The sequence below is a fragment of the Rufibacter sp. LB8 genome, from assembly GCF_014876185.1.
Taxonomy (GTDB): domain Bacteria; phylum Bacteroidota; class Bacteroidia; order Cytophagales; family Hymenobacteraceae; genus Nibribacter.
Map to the genome: position 1 here is coordinate 842,327 of NZ_JADALJ010000001.1, position 23,890 is coordinate 866,216.

Annotated in this window: 20 protein-coding genes; 5 read left to right on the plus strand and 15 right to left on the minus strand. The window is 48.9% G+C overall.

Annotation, left to right across the window (positions count from 1 at the left end):
- The first annotated feature begins 79 nt into the window (after positions 1 to 79).
- On the plus strand, positions 80 to 607 hold the full coding sequence (locus tag IMY23_RS03600) for a hypothetical protein (protein ID WP_192820778.1): 528 nt from the start codon (positions 80 to 82) through the stop codon (positions 605 to 607).
- Positions 608 to 697: 90 nt separating this feature from the next.
- Entirely contained in the window at positions 698 to 1,231 is a 534-nt protein-coding gene (locus IMY23_RS03605) for a lysophospholipid acyltransferase family protein (protein WP_370589821.1), read from the plus strand.
- A 206-nt stretch (positions 1,232 to 1,437) separates the two neighbouring features.
- Here the strand turns inward: IMY23_RS03605 and smc are convergent, their stop codons facing one another.
- The 5 genes from smc to pckA all read right to left on the minus strand — a co-directional run bounded on the left by smc (position 1,438) and on the right by pckA (position 9,179).
- On the minus strand, positions 1,438 to 4,998 hold the full coding sequence (gene smc / locus IMY23_RS03610) for a chromosome segregation protein SMC (RefSeq protein ID WP_192820780.1): 3,561 nt from the start codon (positions 4,996 to 4,998) through the stop codon (positions 1,438 to 1,440).
- Between the two features lie 291 nt (positions 4,999 to 5,289).
- On the minus strand, positions 5,290 to 5,832 hold the full coding sequence (locus tag IMY23_RS03615) for a hypothetical protein (RefSeq protein ID WP_192820781.1): 543 nt from the start codon (positions 5,830 to 5,832) through the stop codon (positions 5,290 to 5,292).
- Positions 5,833 to 5,865: 33 nt separating this feature from the next.
- The gene (locus IMY23_RS03620; protein WP_192820782.1) at positions 5,866 to 6,531 is read right to left on the minus strand and encodes a DUF4159 domain-containing protein; all 666 of its coding nucleotides are present in this window, start codon (positions 6,529 to 6,531) and stop codon (positions 5,866 to 5,868) included.
- Positions 6,532 to 6,724: 193 nt separating this feature from the next.
- On the minus strand, positions 6,725 to 7,438 hold the full coding sequence (locus IMY23_RS03625; RefSeq protein WP_192820783.1) for a 16S rRNA (uracil(1498)-N(3))-methyltransferase: 714 nt from the start codon (positions 7,436 to 7,438) through the stop codon (positions 6,725 to 6,727).
- Positions 7,439 to 7,565: 127 nt separating this feature from the next.
- Positions 7,566 to 9,179: a phosphoenolpyruvate carboxykinase (ATP) gene (pckA, locus tag IMY23_RS03630; RefSeq protein ID WP_192820784.1), complete on the minus strand. Its 1,614-nt coding sequence runs from the start codon at positions 9,177 to 9,179 to the stop codon at positions 7,566 to 7,568.
- Positions 9,180 to 9,388: 209 nt separating this feature from the next.
- Between pckA and IMY23_RS03635 the strand changes: the two genes are divergently transcribed.
- The 3 genes from IMY23_RS03635 (at position 9,389) to IMY23_RS03645 (ending at position 12,702) form a co-directional block, all read left to right on the plus strand.
- Positions 9,389 to 10,969: a peptide MFS transporter gene (locus IMY23_RS03635; protein WP_192820785.1), complete on the plus strand. Its 1,581-nt coding sequence runs from the start codon at positions 9,389 to 9,391 to the stop codon at positions 10,967 to 10,969.
- Between the two features lie 201 nt (positions 10,970 to 11,170).
- Positions 11,171 to 12,007: a glycoside hydrolase family 25 protein gene (locus tag IMY23_RS03640; protein WP_192820786.1), complete on the plus strand. Its 837-nt coding sequence runs from the start codon at positions 11,171 to 11,173 to the stop codon at positions 12,005 to 12,007.
- 104 nt (positions 12,008 to 12,111) lie between these two features.
- Complete coding sequence (locus tag IMY23_RS03645) at positions 12,112 to 12,702, plus strand: hypothetical protein (RefSeq protein ID WP_192820787.1); 591 nt, start codon at positions 12,112 to 12,114, stop codon at positions 12,700 to 12,702.
- A 122-nt stretch (positions 12,703 to 12,824) separates the two neighbouring features.
- Here IMY23_RS03645 and groL read toward each other — a convergent pair whose 3' ends face one another.
- From groL to IMY23_RS03695, 10 genes are all read right to left on the minus strand, one after another.
- Positions 12,825 to 14,468, minus strand: a complete 1,644-nt coding sequence (gene groL, locus IMY23_RS03650) for a chaperonin GroEL (protein WP_192820788.1) — start codon at positions 14,466 to 14,468, stop codon at positions 12,825 to 12,827.
- 47 nt (positions 14,469 to 14,515) lie between these two features.
- Positions 14,516 to 14,806, minus strand: coding sequence for a co-chaperone GroES (gene groES, locus IMY23_RS03655; RefSeq protein WP_192820789.1), 291 nt, complete (start codon positions 14,804 to 14,806; stop codon positions 14,516 to 14,518).
- Between the two features lie 324 nt (positions 14,807 to 15,130).
- Positions 15,131 to 15,502 carry a preprotein translocase subunit SecG gene (gene secG, locus IMY23_RS03660; RefSeq protein ID WP_192820790.1) on the minus strand — a complete coding sequence of 124 codons (372 nt, stop codon included), beginning with the start codon at positions 15,500 to 15,502 and terminating at the stop codon, positions 15,131 to 15,133.
- Between the two features lies 1 nt (position 15,503).
- Positions 15,504 to 16,910 carry a tetratricopeptide repeat protein gene (locus tag IMY23_RS03665; protein ID WP_192820791.1) on the minus strand — a complete coding sequence of 469 codons (1,407 nt, stop codon included), beginning with the start codon at positions 16,908 to 16,910 and terminating at the stop codon, positions 15,504 to 15,506.
- Positions 16,911 to 17,013: 103 nt separating this feature from the next.
- Entirely contained in the window at positions 17,014 to 17,556 is a 543-nt protein-coding gene (locus IMY23_RS03670) for an LptE family protein (protein ID WP_192820792.1), read from the minus strand.
- Positions 17,537 to 18,811 carry a sigma-54-dependent Fis family transcriptional regulator gene (locus IMY23_RS03675; protein WP_192820793.1) on the minus strand — a complete coding sequence of 425 codons (1,275 nt, stop codon included), beginning with the start codon at positions 18,809 to 18,811 and terminating at the stop codon, positions 17,537 to 17,539. Before IMY23_RS03675 ends, IMY23_RS03670 begins: the two co-directional genes overlap by 20 nt.
- Before the next feature lie 96 nt (positions 18,812 to 18,907).
- Complete coding sequence (gene miaB / locus IMY23_RS03680) at positions 18,908 to 20,344, minus strand: tRNA (N6-isopentenyl adenosine(37)-C2)-methylthiotransferase MiaB (protein WP_192820794.1); 1,437 nt, start codon at positions 20,342 to 20,344, stop codon at positions 18,908 to 18,910.
- Between the two features lie 127 nt (positions 20,345 to 20,471).
- Positions 20,472 to 21,761: an anthranilate synthase component I family protein gene (locus IMY23_RS03685; protein ID WP_192820795.1), complete on the minus strand. Its 1,290-nt coding sequence runs from the start codon at positions 21,759 to 21,761 to the stop codon at positions 20,472 to 20,474.
- A gap of 272 nt (positions 21,762 to 22,033) precedes the next feature.
- The gene (locus IMY23_RS03690; RefSeq protein ID WP_192820796.1) at positions 22,034 to 22,771 is read right to left on the minus strand and encodes a zinc ribbon domain-containing protein; all 738 of its coding nucleotides are present in this window, start codon (positions 22,769 to 22,771) and stop codon (positions 22,034 to 22,036) included.
- 7 nt (positions 22,772 to 22,778) lie between these two features.
- Complete coding sequence (locus IMY23_RS03695) at positions 22,779 to 23,876, minus strand: Nif3-like dinuclear metal center hexameric protein (RefSeq protein WP_192820797.1); 1,098 nt, start codon at positions 23,874 to 23,876, stop codon at positions 22,779 to 22,781.
- Positions 23,877 to 23,890 lie beyond the last annotated feature (14 nt).

Here is a 23,890-nt window from a genome sequence, read left to right on the forward strand (position 1 = left end):
TTACTCTCTCTCTATATTTATCGGTTTTTCTCACGCGTCCCTGGCTCAGGAAAACAGAGGAACCCTGATTCCCGCTAAAGTGATAGAACGGTCTGTGATGGTGGGCGGTAGCTTGTCTGGTTCTTATCGGTCAATCAAAGAAATTAACGGAGCCACAGAGCGCAAGGGCAATGCCCAGCAATATGATTTAGATGCCAAGGTGGGCTATTTTTTCATGCATGATTTTGCCTTGGGTGTGCGCGGTAATGTACGCCATGAACGAGTGCACATACGGGAAACAGCCATAACCCGTACCACCTATGTTTTGTTAGGGCCCTTCGCCCGTTATTACCTAAACAGCGGCGTATTTGCTGAAGCGAGCTTTGCCATGGGTGTTAACAATGTTTACGGCGGAAAGAAATCTGACATCAATGAATTCAGGGGAGGCGTGGGATACGCTTTGTTTATTAATCCCAAAGTGGCCATTGAGCCCGCCGTCATGTTCTCCAGGTTCAAGCAGAAATTCCCCGCTGAAGGCGAACGGTCGCATACCGAGTTTGGCCCTTCGTTGAACCTTGGTTTGCAGGTGTATCTCTTTCGGGAGAGAAAACTGGCCATGAACCGGTAAGTCGTATCAAATGAAGAAACCAGCCCAGTGGCTGGTTTTTTTTGTAATATTGTAGTTCAACTAACGGTTCTATCTATGTTTGGGAAGGCTTTGGCATCATTGATTTTTAAGGTTAGCGGCTGGAAACTCAACGGCGGCATGCCCCCCAATGTGAAGCAGGCCATCATGATTGCCGCCCCGCACACCAGCAACTGGGATTTTGTATACGCCCGCGCGGCGTTCTACCTCATGGATGTGCCCGTGAAACTGACCATTAAAAAAGAAGCTTTCTTTTTCCCGATGGGGTATTTGCTCAAAGCCATGGGCGCCGTGCCCGTGGACCGCAAAAAGAACAATAACTTAGTTGCCGCCATGGTAGACATTTTCAAGACCCATGACGAAATGGTGATGCTGGTAACGCCCGAGGGAACGCGCAAATACCAACCCCGCTGGAAAAAAGGGTTTTACTATACGGCCGTAGGCGCCAATGTTCCTATTCTGTTAGGCTACCTGGACTATGCCAAAAAAGAAGCCGGCGTCGGGCCCTTAATTCAACCTACCGGAGATTTTGACGCGGACATGAAAAAAATCCTGGACTTCTACCGCACCGTCACCCCAAGATTCCCAAGCCAGGGAGTGCGATAGCAACTAATAAGATTTGTGAACTCTCGTTTTTGGGCTCATTTTTGAAAACGAAGGCAAAAACGAAACTTTTGCGTCGTGGCACCGACACGACGTGGTTCTTCGCAGCAAAACCCCTCCAATATGTTCAGTAGCGAATATTCCCGTTTTTGGGCTCATTTCTGCAAATGAGCCCAAAAACGGGAATATTAATTTATGTAATATTCTGGCTACGCCGAAATGGCTGATTGAGATTCCGGTTCCGGCGCCAATTCCCGCAAATCTACTGGAATCACTCTTGACACTCCGGCTTCCAGCATGGTGATGCCGTAAATCACATCGGTAGAGACCATGGTGCGCTTGTTGTGCGTCACCACAATAAACTGGGATTCACCAGAGAACTCCTTCACAATGTTGTTGAACTTGTCTATGTTGGCATCGTCCAAAGGTGCGTCTACCTCGTCAAAAATACAGAACGGGGCCGGTTTCAAGAGATAGATGGCAAACAGAAGCGAGATGGCCGTCAAAGTTTTCTCGCCGCCTGACAGCTGGTTAATGGTCAATGGGCGCTTGCCTTTGGGGCGGGCCATGATTTCAATCTTAGACTCCAATGGGTTGCTGGGGTCTGCGATATATAAATCACAGGTGTCTTCCTCAGTGAACAGAGACCGGAACACGCGTATGAAGTTCTCCTTGATTTGGTCAAAAGCAATCAGATACTTCTCCTTGGCCACCGTGTCAATCTCTGCAATGGTGTCTAGCAGCTGCATTTTGGCGTCAACCAGATCATTCTTCTGAGTCAGGATGAACTGGTGACGGGTCTCAATTTCCTGGTATGCCTCAGCGGCCATGGGATTCACGGGACCAACGTTCTCCAACTTCTGCTTGATGGCGCTAACTTGGTGGCTTAGTTCCTCGTTGGGGATGTCCAATTTTTCGGTAGGGGCTTCTGCTAGGTCTTCAGGGTTCATGTTGAATTCCGCGGAAAGGCGCTCAATAACGGCCACCAGTTTGATGCGGGTGTCGGTGATGGCCTGGTTCATGCTCTGGAACACCTCGTCTGTATTCTGTTTCTTGCGTTGCAGTTCCCGGATTGTTTTCTCTTTCTCGTCCACCTCACCGCGCAGCTGGAAATAGGCTTTCTCAATCTCGTCCAACTCCTTAGACATGTCTTTGCGGGCGACCATGCCTTCTTCCAGCAATTCGGTTTGGTCTTCCACAAACTGCTCCAGGGCCACGGTTTCGTCCTCGGCGCGAGCTAGTTCATCTTGCAGTTGCACCAGTCGTTCCTGGTGGTTCAAAACGGTTTTTTGTTTGTAGGCAAGTTCCTGCTGAATGCTCTGCAGGCGGTTCTTTAGCTGGTGGAACTTGATGTTCTCCTGGTTAAAGATTCCGCTGACCTCAGAGATGATTTCGTTTTGTTTCTCAAGCAGTTGTGATAAGCCCTGAATATCGTTCTCAAAGCTTTTCAGGCTGATGTTCTTGCTCTCAGAATCGGGGAGAAGGTCGGCCAGGCTTTCGCCTAGTTCCTGAAGTTTCTCGAACAGCTCGTCTTTCTTACTGGCTTGGTTCTGCAGGTTGAGCGTGAACTGTTCGTAGCGCACTTTATGGCTCACCAGTTCCTGCTGCAGCGCATTGATGGTGCGTTCCTGCACTCTGATGGCCTCTGACTGGGTAGATTCCTTCTGGTTTTGCAGGACGTGCTGCAGGGTGCTGATTTTGCTTTTCATCAGTTCCTGCTCTTCCTTGAGCGCCTCCAGTTCCTCGGCCAGTTTCTCCAGATTCTGCTTCCGGCCCAGCCGATTCCCGTCAAACAATCCCACCGAGCCACCCGACAAACTCAAGGGCTTCTTAATCACCGAGCCGTCTTTCAAAATGTACGTGCGACCGTCGCTCAGGTAAAGTTCGGTGTCAGAAGTGCTGCTGATGTAGACCTCGTTGAGCATGTACCGCAGCAGCGAGTGGTATTTTTCCTCGGCCTGCACCACTTCCAGCGCGGCTTTGTACTTGGGCGTGCTCAAGGTGGCGGGCATCTCCAGGTCTTCCACCTCAGAGAGAATGATGAAGCTGGCGCGGCCCTTGTTCTGGTTGTTGAGCAGGTGAATGGCTTCCACGGCGTCTGAAGGCGTGTCTACCACGAAGAAGTTCATGTATGGCTCCAGGTAGGTTTCAATCACCGCTTTATATTCCTGGTCGCAGGAAATGATGTCTGAGAGGAGCGGGGCCGGCTTCTGCCAGGTCTTGGACTTGTACAGAAATTTGATGGCATCGGGAAAGCCTTCCAGGTTGTCAACCAATGATTTGGTGAGCGTGTATTGGTTTTTCTTAGAGTCCAGCTGGCGGTTGATGTCAATTAATTGCTGGCGGTATTCTTGCAGGGTGGTCTCGGTTTGGGTCATTTCCTCCTGCAGCCGCTGCTCAGCTTCCTGCAAGGCCACCAATTGGCTTTGCGCTTCTTCCAATTGTTCCTGGGTTTCGGCCAACGAAGCTTGGTATTGCTCGGCCAATTGGTTTTCAGAGCCTTCCATCTGCTGCATGCGCTCCAGTTCGGCGCGGTGCGTCTGGATTTGGACCTGTGTTATCTCAATGTTCTTGTTCAGGGAGAAAACCTCGTTCTGCAGCTGGCGCTGGGCCATGGTTTTCTCCTGCATTTCACGCTGGAGGTCTTGTTTCTGCTGGTTCACATGGGCCATTTCCTTTTTGGTCATGTTCAGCTGCTCCTCAGACACCAGCAATTCTTCCTGCACGTGCTCCAGATCATTCTGCAATTGCCCTAAGCTGGCCTCGGTCTGACCGATGTTGGTAGTATCTTGGTTTATCTGCTGGTGCAAGGTGCGGGCGCGCTCTTTCAGATACAGATTGCGTTCGCTTTTAAGTTTTATCTCGTTCTCCAGTTGGCGTAACTGGCTGGTATGTTCGTGGACTTCTTTTTGGGTGTTCTGGAGTTGCAGTTGGGTGCGGTCTACCAAAGTTTTCTGCTCCTGCACGGCATCTTCCAGCGCGGCCAGTTCCTCAGAATATTCGCCTTTGCGGTTGGTTTCTTTCTGAAGCTCGTTCTCCAGCCGTTCCAGCGCTTCCTGGTGATGACCAATGTTGCGGCGGGCATATTCCAGGCTCAGTTTCTTGTATTCGTCTTTCAGCCCGATGTAGCGTTCGGCGGTTTTGGCCTGGCGCTCCAGACTTTTGAGGTTCTTGCTGATTTCAAACAACACGTCTTCCACGCGCTCCAAGTCTGCATCAGTTTCCTCCAGCTTGCGCAGGGTCTGCTTCTTACGCACCTTGAACTTGGAGATACCGGCGGCTTCCTCAAACAGGTTCCGGCGCGAATTGTCCTTATCTGTCAAAATATCATCCACCATCTTGAGCTCAATGATGGCGTAAGAATCTGACCCGATACCTGTATCTAGAAAAAGGTCATTGATGTCTTTAAGGCGGCAGGTGACGTTGTTAAGCAGGTATTCACTTTCACCAGAACGGTAATAGCGGCGTGTGATGGTCACCTGCGAGTACTCCGTGGGCAGAATGCCTTTGTTGTTATTGAACGTGAGGCTGACTTCGGCTAACTGTTGTGGCTTCCGATTTTTGGTACCATTGAAAATCACGCTCTCCATCTTGTCTGAGCGCAAATTTCTGGTTTTCTGCTCTCCCAACACCCACCTGATGGCGTCTACAATGTTAGACTTGCCGCAGCCGTTGGGGCCCACAATGCCTGTAATGCCGCTGTCAAAATTGATGGTGACCTTATCGCCGAAGCTTTTAAAGCCTTTAATCTCTAATCTTGCTAATTCCATGCTTCTCCGCCAAAATCCTTGGCTCCAACTCCAAATTTACGAAAAAACTGTGGGTAGTTCTTGATAGGTAGCTGCTAGAATTTTCTGTTTTTGGGCTCGTTTTCAGAATTGAGCCCGAAAACAGGAAAGCCTGTGAAATTTTAAACTTTTGAGGTTTTAATCACAATCTTTTTTAGAAAAGAAGTAGAAGAAACCTTTGTTGGTGTTCTCACCAACAAACCCATCAGCCAGCGCTATTCTGCTTGTTGGTGAGAACACCAACAAGAGCAAAGGTTTTTAGAATTTGACAACTTACTTCCACTCCAGTCTTTTGTTCATTGGAGAAAGATGGTCTATTATAGCTTGTTTATCTCTGATGAAAAGCGTCAAATCTGCTATAGTCTCAGAAATTCCAACTAAGAATTGTCTTTCATCCTGTTGAGTGAACAAAAATGAAGAATCGTATTTTACAGTTATCAATTCCCTCCCTTCGCTATTCCACTCTTCTTCATCTTTGTCTTCAAAGAGTTCGATTTTAATTATAGCACTTGATGGAGTAATATTAATGGATGAAGGGTCTAGTAAGTGTGCTTCCACACTTCTTTTAATTTCTTTTGGAGTGTCTGATTGGCTAAGCTCTATTTGGTAATATTCAAAATCATCAAAGTCTCTCCAGTGAGTTTCAAAATTAAAAAAGCCTTTTTTTGTAGACAGTGAGAATGCAGTAGACTCAAATAAATTAAGATTGATATTAACGCTCAATCCTTTGCAGTAAATCATATAAACGTGTTCTCCCAATAATTGTGGAATTAACTCCAATTCTGGGTGAGACAAATACTTCTCTATTGTTTTCATCTTTCAAAAGGCCCCAACTTCTTAAGTTGTAAGCTAAAAACTCGTCAACGCATAAGAGATTAAATTCGCGCCCATGCGAAGGGCAGCTTGGTGCTTCTCAGCGGGAGTGTTGTGCACGTTGACATCTTCCCAGCCATTACCCAAGTCACTTTCATACGAATAAAAACACACCAACCGGCCTTTGTAGATAATCCCGAAGCCTTGGGCGGGCTTGTTGTCGTGTTCGTGGATTTTGGGAAGGCCTTTGGGGAAATCATATTTCTGGTGATAGACCGGGTGGTTGAAGGGCAGTTCAATAAAATCCAGCTCTGGGAACACCTTTTTCATTTCGCGCCGCGCGAATTTATCCAGACCGTAGTTGTCATCTATGTGCAGGAAGCCGCCGCTGCTCAGGTATTTGCGCAGGTTCTGGGCTTCTGCCTCAGTGAAAATAACGTTGCCGTGGCCGGTCATGTGCACGAAGGGGTAGTCAAAAATCTCAGGGCTGCCGGGTTCCACGGGTTCTTCCTGGGATTTGATGTTGGCTTTGAGCTCGCGGTTGCAGAAGGTAATAAGGTTGGGCAACGAGGTTTTGTTGGCGTACCAATCACCGCCGCCGCCGTATTTGAGCCGCGCAATAGCAAAGCTGGGCCGTTGCGCCCAAGCGGCAGTTACACTGAGAAGCAAAAGGAGTGAGAATATATAAATGCGTTTTTGCATGCGTTTCTGATTTGGAGCACTAAAACCTTAATTGGCGATGGAATAAAACATATTATGATTGGTGGAACCCAGTTGATGTAGAGACGCAATACCTTGCGTCTTTCACGCATTGCCAAGTTACCATTTCATAGAGCCAAGACGCTAGGTATTGCGTCCCTAAATTTTCAGTAGCATAATTTTTTCACCACCATTTTTAAACGTCCAGAAGCACATGAATGGTATGACAGGCAGCCAAGGCTGCCGTCTCTGTACGAAGTCTACTGCTTCCCAATGTCACCGCTTTAAAGCCTGCTTTTAAGGCTTGATCCACTTCCTCCGGGGAAAAATCGCCTTCGGGGCCAATCAAGATTAAATACTCCGCTTCGCCGGAAATGCTTTTGGCAAGTGAATGTCTTTCCTGGCCTTCAACCAAATGCGCAATGAATTTGTTTTCGGCCTTAGTGGACTTTAAGAAATCTGTATAACGCGTTAATTCATTTAGCTTTGGCATGTAGGCTTTCAAGCTTTGCTTCATGGCGCTGACGGCTATTTTCTCAATCCGGTCCAAGTTCAGAGCCTTGCGTTCTGAGCGGGCGCATTGCAGGAAGGTGATTTCGTCAATGCCCATTTCTACGGCCTTCTCCACCAACCATTCTATGCGGTCCATATTTTTGGTAGGGGCCACGGCTATATGGATTCTATAGGAGCGCTTGCCAAATTCAATCTGCTTTTCTAAAATCCGGAGCTTCGTTTTCTTGCCGGTGGCCTCTGTGATTTCTGAACTGAACAAACCGCCCCAACCATCAATCAGCGTCACTTTATCGCCCACGCCCAAACGCAGCACGCGCGAGCAATGCTTGGATTCTTCCTCAGAGAGAGTGTAATCAGCAGCGTCAGGGGAAAGGTCAGGCGTGTAGAACAGGTGCATATCTTAATAGCGTTTTCGGGCTCGTTTCTCAAATCTAAGCCAAAAACGGACAGCTTCTACAACAGCTATAAAAAAAGCCCTCTGCTTAGCAGAAGGCTTTAATAAGATGGAAGGATGTAATTAAAAATTATGCTTCAACAGCCACCGCTGGGGCACCCGCTAAAATTTCTTCGTTGGCATAGTCAGCGTATTTCCCGAAGTTTTTCACAAAAGATTTGGCCAGTTCGTTGGCTTTCTGGTCATAGGTCTCTTTGTCTTGCCAGGTGTTGCGCGGGTCCAGAATTTCAGCGGGCACATTAGGGCACTCGGTAGGCATTTCCACGCCAAAGATGGGGTGCTTTTTGAACGTCACGTTTTCCAGTTCACCGTTTAACGCTGCGGTAATCATGGCACGAGTGTAACTCAATTTCATACGCGAACCAGTTCCGTAGGCACCGCCGGTCCAGCCGGTGTTCACCAACCAGACGTTCACGTTGTTCTCAGTCATTTTATTCCCCAGCATCTCGGCGTACTTGGTAGGGTGCAACGGCAGGAACGCCGCGCCGAAGCAAGCGGAAAACGTGGTCTGGGGCTCAGTTACACCTACTTCAGTGCCCGCTACCTTGGCAGTATAACCCGAAATGAAGTGGTACATGGCCTGTGATTTATTTAACCGAGAGATGGGAGGCAACACGCCAAAGGCATCAGCGGTCAGGAAGAAAATGTTCTTCGGAATATCAGCCCGTGACGGCTCAATGGCGTTGTCAATGTGATGGATAGGGTAGGCCGTACGCGTATTTTCGGTCACCGAATTGTTGGCGTAATCTACCGTGCGGGTGCCTTCCACAAAACGGGTATTCTCTACAATGGCCCCGAACTTAATGGCATCCCAGATCTGCGGTTCTTTCTCGCGGCTCAGGTCAATTACTTTGGCGTAGCAGCCGCCTTCAAAGTTGAAAACGCTGTCTTCGGTCCAGCCGTGCTCGTCGTCGCCAATCAGACCGCGGTTAGGGTCGGCTGACAAGGTGGTTTTACCCGTCCCAGACAATCCGAAGAAGATAGCCGTGTCGCCGTTTTTGCCCACGTTGGCCGAGCAGTGCATGGAAAGCGTATTTCTTTCGTGTGGCAACAGATAATTCAAGACAGAGAAAATACCTTTCTTCATTTCACCCGCGTAACCAGTGCCACCAATCAAAATCATTTTCTTGGTGAAGTTGATGATGGCGAAGTTTGGCTGGCGCGTACCGTCAACCGCTGGGTCAGCCTGAAATTCAGGGGCGCATACAATGGTAAAGTCCGGGGAAATGGTTTGAAGTTCTTCTGCGGTAGGGCGCAGGAACATGTTGTAACAGAAGAGGTTCTGCCAGGCCTGGGTATTTACAATGCGCAGGTTTAAACGGTATTCTGGGTGAGCGCCGGCAAAAGCATCACGCACGTACAGTTTGCGGTCAGCCAAAAAGGCCACCATCTTTTGGTAAAGGGCGTCAAATTTCTCTGGCGCAAAGGCAATGTTCACATCTCCCCACCAAACCGAGTTCTCGGTGTTTTCGTCCTTCACAACAAAGCGGTCTTTTGGCGAACGTCCGGTGAACTTGCCGGTGTCACACATCAGGGCGCCGGTGTCAGTGAGGTATCCTTCGTTGTTTTTAAGGGCTTCCTCCACTAGCTGAGCCGGAGTAAGGTTCCATGCTATCTCCTTCGCCTGATTGATTCCTAAGCTTTTTAAGTCCATTGGGGTTTGATTATTGCCAAATTCTTTCATAAAGGACGGTTTATTTTTTAAAATATCAAAGTGCTTTGCCAAGCATGAAAAATGGTTGACAAATTTATAAAAAACTAACGGTTGTTTTTCATAACGTTAAAAGGAATCTGCTAAAAATGCGGGAAGCGGCTTAAATTTTGGCTGTATGAACCCTGAATAGTATATTTACCATCTTTGTTACATCACTAACCTCACAAACAACAACTTTTATGTCTGAAAAAGATCATCCGCTTTCTGACCACGTGAGCAAGCACAATATCCCGTACGGGGAAAATACGCTTACGGTAGAGAAAGGTCATCCGCCGGGGTTATTCGTTCTTTTCTTCACGGAGATGTGGGAGCGGTTCAGTTATTACGGTATGCGTGCGCTTTTCGTGTTATTCCTGACTTCCTCGCTGGCCAAAGGCGGCTGGGGCTGGGAACGTGATGAAGCACTGCACTTATACGGTATTTATACCGCGTTGGTCTATTTAACGCCCATTATCGGGGGTTTAATTGCAGATAAATTTTTAGGCTACCGCAACGCCATCATTTTAGGCGCTTTGTTGATGACCCTGGGCCACGCCAGTATGGCCTTTGAAACCGAGATTCTCTTTTACGCCGGTCTTGGACTCCTTATAATAGGGAACGGTTTGTTCAAACCGAATATCTCTTCCATGGTGGGCCAGCTCTATACCAAGAACCCAGAGAAGAAAGACGCTGCGTACACCATTTTCTACATGGGTATCAACTCCGGCGCGTTCCTGGGAATTCTGTTGTGTGGGTACATTGGCGAAAAAGTGGGCTGGAGCTACGGCTTCGGGTTAGCCGGTATTTTCATGTTCTTTGGTATGATGCAGTTCCTGTTCTCCAAAAATCTGTTTGGGGACAATGGTCTTAAGCCGAAGAAAGCCACGGAGGCCGAGACGGCCAAAGCCCGTTCAGAGGAAGCGCCCGCAAACGTGGTGCGTGACAGAATCATTGTGATTTCAGTGCTAGCCTTCTTTACCATCTTCTTCTGGATGGCGTTTGAGCAGGCCGGTGGTTCCATGACCATCTTTGCGAATGACTACACCAACCGTTTGCTGGAAGGCAACAGCGCCAATATCTTTAAATGGGTGAATTCTATTTTGGTGGTGGTGCCCATGCTTATCTTGACAGGCGTTCTCTGGAATCTGTTTACCAAAACCTTTAAAACCATTCCGTTCTCCAACTTTTTCCTGGGCATCAGTTTCTTGATTATCTGGGGAATTATAATCTGGATGTTGCAGCGTGAGTTTGCCGCAGATGCCACTGAGGTGCCGGCTTCGTGGTTCCAGATTTTGAACTCCTTCTTCATTATTTCCCTGGCCCCGGTTTTCTCCAAACTCTGGGAAACCAAATACAACCCATCTGCACCGGTGAAATTTGCCTTGGGCTTATTCTTGCTGGGCATTGGCTTTGGTATTTTGGCCTACGGCGGTATGTCTATTGAGAAAGGTGCCCAGACGGCCTCTGTGGGAATGGTGTGGCTAATCTTGGCCTACCTGTTCCATACCTTAGGTGAACTGTGCGTGTCGCCGGTAGGTCTTTCTTATGTAAGTAAGTTGTCGCCGGCCAGATTGGTGGGCTTGATGTTTGGTATCTGGTTTGTGGCCAACTTCTTCGCCAACTATCTGGGTGGTCTGACTGGTTCTTTCATTGACAGAATTTCCGCGGAATACTCCATCTCTGGCTTCTTCCTGATTTTCACCTTCGTTCCAATCTTGGCAGGCTTGATCATGCTGGCCTTGAACGGTACCCTCAAGAAGAAAATGCACGGCATAGAGTAGGCCATTATTTAAAAGTGCAAAAGCCCCGGTTCTAGACAGAGCCGGGGCTTTTTTTATTTGGTGTTATCTCCCCAATTCCGTTTTTGGCTTCATTTCCGGAAATGAGCCCGAAAACAGGAAAAGGGAATAGCGTGAAAAATTCTTAATTTTGAAAGGAGAGGGCGCCCCCAGCATGGCCCTCTGCTTAACCCTTGAAGAACCGTGGCCGCCAGAAATCCTTCCCCTAGACCCAGAAAACCCGCCGTCAGAAAAAAAACAGCCGGTGACCAGATTGCCTTCCGGCCAATTCTGGCGGGCATTGTCGGGTTTGTGTTGCTGTGCCTGGCCATTGAGTATTACAAGGAAGGCGGAAGGCTGGCCTTTCTGAGGCATAAAGTGGAGCAGGCCACCAACAGCAATTCCATCAAGGCGTTTAAACCCGAAGGCTATGAAGTGACAGGGGTAGACGTGTCTCACCACCAGCGGTCCATTGATTGGAAACTGGTGAAGAAGCAAAAGATTTCCTTCGCGTTCATTAAAGCCACCGAAGGCATCACGCACGAGGACCGCTTTTTCAGCAAACATTGGAAACAGGCCAAGCAGCATGATGTGCTCCGCGGCGCCTACCATTTCTTTTTGCCCTCCAGAGACGCCGAAGAACAGGCTAGGAACTTCCTGAAGAAAGTAAAATTGGAGCCCGGCGATTTGCCGCCCGTATTGGATGTGGAAGTGACCAATCACCAGTCAGACGAAGAAATTGTGGCCGGCGTGCAGCTGTGGCTTGATGCCGTGGAAGCGGAATATGACATAAAACCCATCATCTACACCAACTACGCCTTCTACGAGAAGCACCTGGCCGGCCATTTTGACGATTACCCGCTCTGGGTGGCCCATTACAGCCCCGAGAAAAGCCACCAACTTGGCAACCGCAAATGGGTGTTCTGGCAACACACAGAAACCGGCAAGCTGAAAGGCGTGAAAGGTAATTTGGATCTGAATGTGTTCAACGGCACCCTGGAAGACCTTTACAACATGTGCTATGAACCTGAGGCCCGGTAATTTTCTGCTGAAATTTATTTGAAACGATAGTGCCTTGTTTCTCAGGAACTAATGGGAGGGAAGCGTAGTTCGTCAGATACTTTAATAGTATCTTTTCAAAATATATGAAATACCTTTCCTGGGCTGGCGCTTCTTTCTTATTGATTTCGTTGTTTTTTGCCTCCTGCTCTGTTGAAGATTTGGTAGACAAGCAAGATCCTGCGCCCGTGGAGGAAGGTCAGGAATTTGTGATAGAGACCGGACAGCATGAAACGGTAAATCCTTTGAAGACGCTCAAGAAAATCAAAATGGTGTTTGAGGTGCGTTTTGACTCCACGGCCATTTACACCACCAAAGACCCCAACAACCAGAGCGATGTCAATAAACTCTTCGGCATGGCCGATTGCAGTTCTTTCCACCACTTGAACAGCGCGCGCTTTGGCTGGCGCTGGTACCAGAAAAAACTGGAGCTACATGCATATTCCTATAAAGCAGGAAAAATCACGTCCACCTTGATTTCAGTCATTGACCTCAAGAAATGGTACACCTGTGAGTTGACCTTAGCCGATGGGAAATATGTCTTCAAAGTGAATAACAAAACCATAGAACAGCCCCGCAACTGCTCCGGTGAAGGCGTGGGTTACCAATTATACCCCTACTTTGGCGGTGATGAAACCGCTCCGCATAAAATTAAAATCAGAATAAAGGAAAAATAATAACCTGTTTTGGGGCTCATTTCTGAAAACGAAGCCAAAAACGGAAATCTTTATAAAAGAAAAAGCCCCGGCAAATCTGCCGGGGCTTTTTTTATACTTCAGCGTGCGCTGATGGGTGATAATTACATCATGCCACCCATTCCGCCCATACCGCCTGGCATTCCGCCACCAGCACCGCCGTTGTCAGCTTCTGGCTCGTCAGCGATCACACACTCCGTGGTCAGCAACAAGGCAGCCACAGATGCAGCGTTTTCAAGCGCTAAACGAGTTACTTTGGTTGGGTCAATGATACCAGCGGCAAACATGTTCTCGAACTTGTCATCGCGGGCGTTGTAACCGTAATCTGCTTTACCAGCACGAACTTCGTTTACAATTACTGAGCCTTCACCACCGGCGTTAGCCACAATGGTTCTCAACGGAGACTCAAGCGCGGTGCGGATGATTTGAACACCAGTTTTTTCGTCTTCGTTGCGGGTATCCACATCGTTCAAAGCATCAATAGCTCTGATCAAGGCAACACCACCACCAGCTACAATACCTTCTTCCACGGCCGCTCTGGTTGCGTGCAAGGCATCATCAACACGGTCTTTTTTCTCTTTCATCTCAACTTCAGTAGAAGCGCCAATGTAAAGGATAGCTACACCGCCAGATAATTTGGCCAGACGCTCTTGTAACTTCTCGCGGTCATAGTCAGAAGTGGTTTTCTCAATCTGCGCTTTGATTTCGTTCACGCGGGCTGTGATACCATCTTTCTCGCCTCTACCGTTTACAATAGTAGTGTTGTCTTTGTCAATGATAATGCGCTCAGCCTGACCTAAATAGTCAAGTGTAGCATTGTCAAGTTTGTAACCGCGCTCCTCAGAGATAACAGTTCCACCAGTTAAAACAGCAATATCTTCCAACATGGCTTTTCTGCGGTCACCGAATCCTGGCGCCTTTACAGCGGCAATTTTCAAGGAACCACGCAATTTGTTTACTACTAAGGTAGCAAGGGCTTCGCCATCCACATCTTCAGAGATGATCACAAGAGCTTTACCCGTCTGAACCACTTGCTCCAACACGGGCAGCAATTCTTTCATAGTAGAAACCTTTTTGTCATAGATCAAGATGTAGGCGTTCTCAAACTCAGCTTCCATCTTCTCTGGATTGGTCACGAAGTAAGGAGACAGGTACCCGCGGTCAAACTGCATACCTTCTACAGTCTTCACTTCGGTCTCAGTACCTTTAGCTTCCTCAACAGTGATCACACCGTCTTTACCCACTTTGTCCATGGCATCAGCAATCATTTGCCCGATTTCAGAGTCATTGTTGGCAGAAATGGTACCTACCTGGGCAATTTCTGAGGAGTTCTCAATCTTCTTAGATTGCTCCTTCAGGTTAGCCACCACTTTGGCAACGGCTTTGTCAATACCACGCTTCAGGTCCATTGGGTTGGCACCTGCGGCCACGTTCTTAGAACCGGCGGTGTAAATTGCCTGGGCCAAAACAGTAGCGGTAGTAGTACCATCACCGGCCATGTCAGCGGTTTTAGAGGCAACTTCTTTCACCAGTTGTGCGCCCATGTTTTCCACGGCGTCTTTCAATTCAATTTCTTTGGCAACCGTTACACCGTCTTTGGTGATGCTTGGTGCACCAAATTTTTTGTCGATGATCACGTTGCGGCCTTTAGGGCCTAAGGTTACTTTCACGGCGTTGGCTAAGGTGTCAACGCCTTTTTTGATTTTGTTACGAGCTTCTATGTCGAAGGTAATGTTCTTAGATGCCATAGTTTTTAAAACTAAATTATGGTTGATGATGTGTTTAACAAGAGAAATTAAAGAATGGCAAGAATGTCAGACTCCCGCATGATCAGGTAGTCAGCACCATCCAGTGTGATCTCAGTACCGGCATATTTGCCGTACAACACTTGGTCGCCAACAGATAACTGGGACTTTACTAAAACACCTTGGTCGGAGATTTTACCTTCTCCTACGGCTACTACTTCGCCGCGCTGTGGTTTTTCTTTGGCAGTGTCTGGGATGATGATACCAGATTTGGTTTTTTCTTCAGCCGCAGCAGGTAATACAATTACTCTGTCTGCCAATGGTTTTAGATCTAAGGCCATAGGTTTGTTATAAGATTATTTTTTAGTTTACGATGATGCCATGGCAGCTACCCGCCACAGACGTACTGCCGTATTGCCAGTTCTGTGCCAAACAGCGTACTCTGCCAATCTGCCGCATTTAAGGCCGTAACTTCTGCCAAGATTTCAAGGGTACTGACAAAGCAGGGAAGGGTAGCCGGTAACTTTTGTCAGTCCTTTCACCTGCCGTTCCCGTTTTTGGCTTCATTTTAAGAAATGAGCCCGAAAACGGGAATCGCAATAAAAAAAAGAATCCGAGCCGGTGAGGGCTCGGATTCCAATAAAGGGATAGTATGTATTATAATGCTAGTTAGCTGAATCTGCTACTGGAATTGGAGTAGTGCCTGCCGGGGCGGCACCTTCCTGCTGTGGAATAGCGGCCGGAGCGGCAGCAGGCGCTGCTGATTGGCCTGCCCGTTGCTCATTGACAGAACGGTTATCGCCGTCACCGTTAGAGGTGATGGTGTGCGTAGCCAGGCTCAAGGCCATGATGCCAATGGCGAAACCCCAGGTCAATTTCTCCAGAAGGTCGCCGGTGCGTTTCACGCCCATTAGCTGGCTGGTGCCGCCTCCGCCAAACTGGCTGGACAGGCCGCCGCCTTTAGAATTCTGCGACAGTACCACTAAAACCAATAGGACACTCAGGAAAATGATAACGCTTATGATAGCAATGTACATGTTATTGTTCGTTTCTGATTTTTTCTATCTGTTGGGCAAAGTAACTCTTTTTTTCGGGAAACTTCACTATTAGCTGTTCATAAATTTTGATGGCCTTTTTGTGTTTTCCCTGTTTTAAAAAGATGAACGCCAGGTTTTCTGAGACAAGCGTCTTTTTGATCTTGGTGCTCTTCGCCGATAAGTCTTCAATGGGCTCATGGCTTTGCTGTACATTGGCCAGGGTCTTGCGGCGCGGGGTAGTCTTGAGGAACTGGTCAATGATGTTTAACTGAATATCCAACTTCGCCACCGGCGTTGCCTCTTTTTCCACTGCCTTTTTACCGCCACCCTTCACGTGTTCCAGAATGAGTTCCGGCTGAAAATGAAAGGGCAAGGCCGTAGTGAATTCGTCTTTTAGCTGCAGGCTCTCGCCCAATCTGCTGGAGCCCATCCAGTAGCCCAATTGGTGCTGTTCAAAAAGCGTGACATACGGGTCATGGCTGGGCTGCTCCTGGGCTGAAACAGATGGAGCAGTAACCAATGGCAGCGTCGGGAATTCATACCCAGACGTGTCATAGAAGGATTCTTCCAGCAGCGCTGCAATTGGGTCAGGGGTGGCGCTGGGTTCCTCCTCCATTGGGCATTCTTTGGAAGCGATGTCCTGGGCGGTACCTAAGTCCTCCTGGTTTTGGTCCCCGGTTTTGCTTTCGGTGGTGGCTAGAATCTCAGAGACAATCTCGTCATGCGACAACGAAACACTTGGGTAAGGCACCGAAATAGTGGACAGACCGCTGATTTGAATCAAATCCAGCAATTCATCTACTGAGGTATCTAAGGCTTCATCAGGTTCAACTTTTTCCAGTTCTTGGTTAACGTCAAAGGTGGCTGCCCCTGGCACTTCTTCTTCAATAACAAGGGCTTCTGGTGAGAGCGCATCTTCAAGTAGAATTTCTTCTTTCGGCTCGCTTTCGGCCACTTCTTCCACCTGGCTTTCTGGTTCGTCCGGTTGCGATGCGGCTATTACTGGGTATTCTTTTTCTTCAGGTGCAGTAGCTTCCTCTTCAAAGGTAATGTCCCTTACTATTGCTTCAGGTTCAGCAGAAGTTAGCGGCTCTATGATGGCATGGCTTATTTCTACTTCTTCTACAGCTAGTTCCTGACTGTTGAGTTCAGTGTCCTCTACATCTGCGAGAACAGGTTGCGCGTAGACCAGGCGCTTGAGGAGTTGGCGGTTAGACACGTGGGCGGCGGCGCTGCGTAATTTCTGCGTGGAAAGCATGCTGCCCCGGTCATAGGCGGCTTTGGCCAACAGTACATGGGCGGTCTGGCAGTACGGAAAAGACACCACCAGTTTCTCCAAGTCCTGCACTTCCTGGTCCTGGATGGGGGCAACCTGCCGTACAATGTTTAAAAATGCCGCTTTGTTCATGTAAGTATAATGTTGGCGGACCACCCAAAGAAGAGATGGTGCCAGAAGGTGCTGTTAAGGTAGGCAATCAACCCGGAATTCTGAAACAAACCCAGACCTTGGATTACCAGTTGGCCACCGTTTTGGTGAACACGTTGTAAATAAGGCGGTCTAAAATAATGTTCAAATCTGCCCGGCTAATCTGGTTAATGTCTTTGCTGGGCGGGAAGTCATAGAAACTAGAAAAGCTTTGGTCAAAATTGTTGGTGGGCACCTTGGTGTCTGTGTAACTGATCTGCACCACAATGGTCAAGCGGTTGGCGCCGGCCTGGTCCAGTCCCACGGTTCCGCCGGCGGGGGCGTCGGGGCGCTGGATGGCCGCCGGGCTAAACGTGTAGCTCATGATCTGGCCCTGAATCTGCAAATCTCCAGCCTGGGGCAATACGCGCAAGCTGGTGTTTCGTTGAAAGTAATCCTTGAAGTCTTCGGTGACAATCTGCTGTAAGTTAGCAGGCCCCTGGCCAGAAGCGTTGTTGAAATTACTGATGGAAATGCTCTTGACTTCTGGTGAAATGTTGGTGCCCGTAAAAGAATAGCAGCCGCTCAAAACAAGCAACAGGCAAACCTGCAATAAAAGAAAAGGAAGTCTATAAGTCTTCAAGGTCATACTGTTTTAATTTCCGGTAAAGGGTTCTTTCTGAAATGCCTAAATCTCTGGCCGCGTACTTTCGTTTGTTGCCGTGCTTCTTTAACGCTTTCAAGATCATTTCCTTTTCCTTGTGCTCCAAAGAAAGGCTTTCTTCTTCGGTTTCATGGGCAATGTCCTCTACTTTTTCCTCGTATTCATCTTCCTCAGAGTCATTGACCGTGAGCACATACCCCTCGCGGCGTTCCTGGTTGCGGTAAAGCGGCGGTTCAAAAGATCGTACCTCATCAAACAAATGGCTGTTGTTCTTGAGCAATTCAGCGTCTTCCTGCTGGTGCGACAAAAGATCAAAAACCACCTGCTTGAGGTCGTTCATGTCTTTGCGCATGTCAAACAGTACCTTATACAACAGATCGCGCTCCGAGAAATTGGTATTGCCATCTGCGTTCTGCTGTTGGTGGAATAGGGCCGGAAGCTGGCTGGCCTGTTCCTGGGGCAAGTACTTGCGCAAGGTGTCGGCGGTGACTTCGCGCTCATATTCCAGCACCGAGATCTGCTCCACAATGTTCTTGAGTTGCCTGATGTTGCCCGGAAACCTGTACCGCAGCAATTCTTTCACGGCGTCAGGCTGCAGCACCACAGATTTTACATGGTACCGCTCCGCAAAATCACTGGCGAACTTCCGGAACAACAGGTGCGTGTCTTCGCCGCGTTCCCGCAAGGGGGGCACACTAATGGGAACGGTGTTCAAGCGGTAATACAAATCTTCCCTGAACTGCCCACGCTCCACAGCCTGCAATAAATTAACGTTGGTGGCGGCCACCACCCGCACGTCTGTTTTCTGGACTTTAGAAGAACCCACTTTGATGAATTCGCCGTTTTCCAGCACACGGAGCAAGCGGGCCTGGGTACCCAAAGGCATCTCGCCAATTTCATCCAGGAAAATGGTACCACCGTTGGTTACCTCAAAATAGCCTTTGCGGGCTTCCTGCGCGCCCGTGAAAGAACCTTTCTCGTGCCCAAACAGCTCTGAGTCAATTGTTCCTTCTGGTATGGCGCCGCAGTTAATGGCAATGAACTGGCCGTGTTTTCTGGGGCTCAGGTGATGGATGATTTTGGAGAACGACTCCTTGCCACTGCCGCTTTCGCCATTGATGAGCACGGTCATGTCAGTAGGGGCCACCTGCACCGCCACCTGTATGGCGTAATTCAGTAAAGGCGAGTTGCCAATGATGCCAAACCGCTGCTTTACCGACTGTATATCAAATTCACGCATGGGTTAAATGTGAAGATTTGAAAATGTGAAGATTTGGAAATGATGCTTCAATCAATGGAATTCATTTCTCCATTTCCACATCTCCAAATTTTCAAATTAAATAATGGGTTCCCCGAACAAGGTGCCTACGGAGCAGCCGGTGATGAGTACGTGCACGTAGTCGCCTTTCTGGTAATCCATTTTGGGGATAATGACCATTCTGTTTTTGTCATCGCGGCCGCTCAGCATTTCTTTGGAACGCTTGGAGAAACCTTCCAGTAAGACTTTCTGCACAGTGCCAACCGTTTTCTCATTCCTGATAAGCGAGTAATGGCGCTGTAAGTCTATAACTTCCTGCAGTCTACGTTTCTTAACTTCCAACGGAATATCATCTTCCAGTTTACGGGCGGCCAGGGTGCCGGGGCGCTCAGAGTAGAAGAACATGTAAGCGTAGTCATACTGCACGTAATCAATCAAAGAAAGCGTGTCTTTATGTTCTTCCTCGGTCTCAGAGCAGAAACCGGAAATCATGTCGGTGGAAATGGCGCATTCCTCGCCCAGAATCTGCCGGATGGCGTCTACGCGGTTCATGTACCAGGCACGGTCATAGGTGCGGTTCATGAGTTCCAGCACGCGGGAGTTTCCGCTTTGGGCCGGCAGGTGAATGTATTTGCAGATGTTGTCGTACTTTTTCATGGTGTACAACACTTCATCTGTAATGTCTTTGGGGTGGGAGGTGGAAAACCGTACGCGAAGGTCTGGGCTAATCAAGGCCACGCGTTCCAACAGCTGTGCGAAGTTCACATTTTCAGTGCCATCTTCTGACGCCCATTTGTAAGAGTCCACATTCTGGCCCAGCAAGGTCACTTCTTTGTAGCCTTGGTTCACCAGTTCCTGGGCTTCGCGCACGACAGAATGAGCATCACGGCTACGCTCACGGCCGCGGGTGAAGGGCACCACGCAGAAAGAGCACATGTTGTCGCAGCCTCGCATGATGGAGACAAAGGCGCTCACACCGTTGCTGTTCAACCGCACTGGGTTGATGTCGGCGTAGGTCTCTTCGCGCGATAAAAGCACGTTCACGGCCTTGTGGCCACCGTCTACTTCATTGATCAAGCCAGGAAGGTCGCGGTACGCATCTGGGCCCACCACCAGGTCCACCATTTTCTCTTCTTCCAGCAGGTTTTTCTTCAGGCGCTCGGCCATGCAGCCCAACACACCCACTACCATACCCGGTCGTTTTTTCTTGAGATGCTGGAGCTGGGTCAAGCGGTGCCTTACGGTCTGTTCGGCTTTCTCTCTGATGGAGCAGGTGTTGAGCAAGACCAAATCGGCCTCAGTTACTTCTGAGGTGGTGTCAAAGCCGGCTTCGTGCAAGATGGACGTGACAATTTCACTGTCAGAGAAATTCATCTGGCAGCCGTAGCTTTCTATGTAGAGTTTGCGCTGAAGGCCGGTGTTGGAGTCAAGACTCACTTTGGTGTCACAAGACGCGGCGGCTTGCTCCGGGGAACGGCTATCTATGAAATCTAAGTCCAGAATGGGTGCGTGCATAGGGTGTTCTTAAAACACAAAGATAGGCATATCTGCGCGTTTCTGACAGAATGGCAGGCAGAATTTTACACAAATCCTGCTGAGGTTGCTTTGGAAATCTTTCTCTGAATTTCTACTTAGGTCTTTACTAGGCCAATACTTTTAAAATAGCGGCGGCTTTCAAGAGGCATTCTTCATACTCCTGCACCGGGTCTGAGTCATAGGTAATGGCGCTGCCCACCTCAAACGAAAGGTAACCGTTGCTGGCATTGTACTGCAAACTCCTGATAACCACATTGAAGTCAAAATCTCCGATGGGCAAAAAATAGCCCAGGCTGCCGGAGTAAAGTCCGCGTTTGGTGTTTTCATACAGCTCAATCAGTTCCAGGGCTTTTATTTTGGGTGCGCCCGTCATGCTGCCCATGGGAAAGGCGGCTTTGATGGCGTCAATTGCGTTTACCTCTGCTGGAAGGCGCGCTGTGACCGTGGAAATCATCTGCCAGACATATTGGAACCCGTACAGCCCGAACAATTCCACTACCTGCACGGTGCCCGTGGCGGCCACGCGGTTCAGGTCGTTCCGGACCAGGTCCACAATCATCATGTTCTCGGCGCGCTCTTTCTCACTATTGGCCAAGGCTTGTTTCTGACTTTCATCTTCCTTAGGCGTTTTCCCGCGCGCAATGGTGCCTTTGATGGGCTGCGAAATCAACAAATCACCTTCTTTCTTGAGAAACCGTTCTGGGCTGGCGCACAAAAGATATTTCTCCTGAAGCTTCAGAAAACCGGCGAAGGGCGTAGGGGAGGCGGCGTTCAGTTTCTGGAAAAGGGCCACCGGTTCAACGGCTGCGTTCTCGGCGTAAAATTCCTGGCAGTAATTGACTTCGTACACATCACCTTCCAGAATGTGCTGCCTAAGCTTTTCAACGGTTTCCAGGTATTTTTCTTTTGGCACACGCGCCTGCGTTTTCGGGCTCGTTTCTGAAAATGAGGCCGAAAACGGAAAATTATTTATTTGCTCAAGGATTTCTTTTGGATCAACTAAGTCAGAATGAAGGGTGACTTCCTGGCCTTTCCACTGCAGCCAAACGTCTGGGTGAAAAAAATACAACTCCGGAAAACCTATGTGGTCAGGGTTCTGGCTGGAGAGTTTTTCTAAGCTGTTTTTGAGATCAAAGGTGAAGTACCCGAATACCGGTTTGTGCTGTTGAGTAAGTTGGGCGCGGGATAATTCTTCCCAAGTGGTAAAAGTGTTCTTGCTGAAAGCTTTCAGCTGCACGCCCAACATATTCTCAAAAGCACCATGGCGGTACGCCACGGCATTCGGTTCATAAAAGGCTACTACCTCATGGTTTGCCGCCGCCCAGGCCAACGCTTTCTGTTTCCAGCCTTCCACAGGCAGGGGCAAAGCATCAAAAGGAATGGCGAGTTGAAGCATTCTTAGAAGTAGAAAAGCAAAGATAGGAAGTTTGAAAAGGTTGTGACTCAAAAGACCTCGTAGCGTCTGGAAGACCTGCGAGCGTCTGCGCCAACTGCATTCATAAAAAGTAATGACCCTCACCCTAACCCTCTCCCAGAGGGAGTGGGGACTTCAAAGATTTTCTGTTTTCGGGCTCATTTCTGGAAATGAGCCCGAAAACGGAAAACCAGTTAAGCAGAAAAGGATGGCGTGGGCCATCCTTTTCTTTTGTGCAATGAAAGTAGAAATACTTATTGGGCTATAGCTTTGATCTCCACGTCGGCCAAGATTCTACCACAGTGCTCGCACACCGTGATTTTTTTCTTGGAGGCAATCTCTGACTGACGTTGCGGGGGAACGGTGTTGAAACATCCGCCGCAGGCGTCACGCTTCACCGCTACCACGGCCAGGCCGTTGCGCACGTTCTTTCTGATTCTGTTGTAAGCGAACAAAAGACGGTCTTCAATCTGCTTGATGGCCTCTTCTTTCTGGTCGTTCAGTTTTTTCTCGTCGTCTTCGCTTTCCTGCACCATCACCTGCAATTCGCTGTTTTTGGTGTTCAGGTCTTTCTGACGCTCTTCCAGACGGTTCTTGGTGTCCTGGATATCGGCTATTTTCTGCTCAATCTGGAAGTTGGCCTCCCTGATTTTCTTTTCGTTGATCTGGATCTCCAGCTTCTGCAACTCCACCTCTTTGGTGATGGCGTCAAACTCACGGTTGTTGCGGACGTTTTCCTGCTGCTCCTCGTACTTCTTGATGAGCTTCTCGGCGTCTTTGATGCCCTGTTTGCGGTTGGCGATGCTCTGCTGCAGCTCGGCAATCTCTTCGTCAAACTTGCTTACGCGTACTTGGTAGCCGGCAATCTCATCTTCCAGGTCCCGCACCTCTTCCGGCAGGTCACCTCTAACTTGTAGAATTTGGTCTAATTGAGAATCTAAGCTCTGAAGTCTTAGAAGTGCGTCTAACTTACTTGCTACAGTACTTTCCATGAATTATTTAGCTGTGTCTTACGGGATTGGTGTCAATGCCTGACAAATCGACTGCAAAATTAGGAAAACTTTTTGTAAGTATATCATAAAAAAGCTCCTTGGTGTAAACTTCGCTCTCATAGTGGCCAACGTCTACCAGCGCCATTTGGCGGTTGGCCTCAAAGAACTCGTGGTATTTCAAATCGGCGGTCAGGAAAACCTGCGCGCCACTGGCCTTGGCCTGCCGGGTAAGAAAGCTGCCGGCCCCACCGCATACTGCCACTTTTTGAATAGGCTGGTCTGGCCAGTCCGTATGTTTAAAAGTAGTTAGCTGCAGTTTCTCCTTAATATATCTCGTGAATTCCTCGCCTGACAGGGCCTCTGGCAGTTCACCCACCATGCCGGCGCCCACTTCCTGGTTTTGGTTTTCCAGCGAGACCAGGTAATGCGCCACTTCTTCATACGGGTGCGCCTGTAGCAAGGCTTTCATAATCTGCGCCTCCTTGAACGCCGGGAAGATCACCTCTATTTTATTCTCCACGGTTTCTTCGGTTTTGCAGGGCTCGCCAATGTGGGGGTTGGCTTTCGCCGAAGGCGTGAACCTGCCCGTGCCCGTGATCCGGAAACTGCAGTCTGAGTAATCGCCAATCTGTCCGGCCCCGGCCTGGTGCAGCGCAGCCAACACTTTCTCGGTGTCCTCCAGCGGTACGTAGGTTTCCAGTTTGGTCAACGTTTGGGATTTGGGGGCCAAAATCCGAAGCTTGGTTAAGCCCAGTTTCTCGCAGAGCTTCGCGTTCACGCCGTTATGCACATGGTCTAAATTGGTGTGGCACGCAAAGATGGCAATCTGGTGGGTGATGGCTTTTAAAAGAATGCGCTCCACCGGCGTCTTGCCCGTCAGGCTTTTGAGCGGCTTAAAGATAACGGGGTGGTGCGCCACAATCAGATTACAGCCGCGGTCTATGGCTTCCTGCACCACTTCTAAGGTACAGTCCAGGGTCACCAGCACGCGCGTGACGGTCATCTCCTGGTCACCCACTTGCAAGGTGGCGTTGTCATATGATTCCTGGTAGGCAGGGGGGGCGTAGCGCTCCAGGGCCTGCACCACTTCTTTGATTTTGGTCATGGGCGTTGTTTCAA

Coding starts and splice junctions, on each gene's coding strand:
- smc (WP_192820780.1), bottom strand. CDS start 4,998: ATGGAATTAGCAAGATTAGAGATTAAAGGCTTTAAAAGCTTCGGCGAT.
- IMY23_RS03615 (WP_192820781.1), bottom strand. CDS start 5,832: ATGAAAACAATAGAGAAGTATTTGTCTCACCCAGAATTGGAGTTAATT.
- IMY23_RS03620 (WP_192820782.1), bottom strand. CDS start 6,531: ATGCAAAAACGCATTTATATATTCTCACTCCTTTTGCTTCTCAGTGTA.
- IMY23_RS03625 (WP_192820783.1), bottom strand. CDS start 7,438: ATGCACCTGTTCTACACGCCTGACCTTTCCCCTGACGCTGCTGATTAC.
- pckA (WP_192820784.1), bottom strand. CDS start 9,179: ATGAAAGAATTTGGCAATAATCAAACCCCAATGGACTTAAAAAGCTTA.
- IMY23_RS03635 (WP_192820785.1), top strand. CDS start 9,389: ATGTCTGAAAAAGATCATCCGCTTTCTGACCACGTGAGCAAGCACAAT.
- IMY23_RS03645 (WP_192820787.1), top strand. CDS start 12,112: ATGAAATACCTTTCCTGGGCTGGCGCTTCTTTCTTATTGATTTCGTTG.
- groL (WP_192820788.1), bottom strand. CDS start 14,468: ATGGCATCTAAGAACATTACCTTCGACATAGAAGCTCGTAACAAAATC.
- groES (WP_192820789.1), bottom strand. CDS start 14,806: ATGGCCTTAGATCTAAAACCATTGGCAGACAGAGTAATTGTATTACCT.
- secG (WP_192820790.1), bottom strand. CDS start 15,502: ATGTACATTGCTATCATAAGCGTTATCATTTTCCTGAGTGTCCTATTG.
- IMY23_RS03665 (WP_192820791.1), bottom strand. CDS start 16,910: ATGAACAAAGCGGCATTTTTAAACATTGTACGGCAGGTTGCCCCCATC.
- IMY23_RS03670 (WP_192820792.1), bottom strand. CDS start 17,556: ATGACCTTGAAGACTTATAGACTTCCTTTTCTTTTATTGCAGGTTTGC.
- IMY23_RS03675 (WP_192820793.1), bottom strand. CDS start 18,811: ATGCGTGAATTTGATATACAGTCGGTAAAGCAGCGGTTTGGCATCATT.
- miaB (WP_192820794.1), bottom strand. CDS start 20,344: ATGCACGCACCCATTCTGGACTTAGATTTCATAGATAGCCGTTCCCCG.
- IMY23_RS03685 (WP_192820795.1), bottom strand. CDS start 21,761: ATGCTTCAACTCGCCATTCCTTTTGATGCTTTGCCCCTGCCTGTGGAA.
- IMY23_RS03690 (WP_192820796.1), bottom strand. CDS start 22,771: ATGGAAAGTACTGTAGCAAGTAAGTTAGACGCACTTCTAAGACTTCAG.
- IMY23_RS03695 (WP_192820797.1), bottom strand. CDS start 23,876: ATGACCAAAATCAAAGAAGTGGTGCAGGCCCTGGAGCGCTACGCCCCC.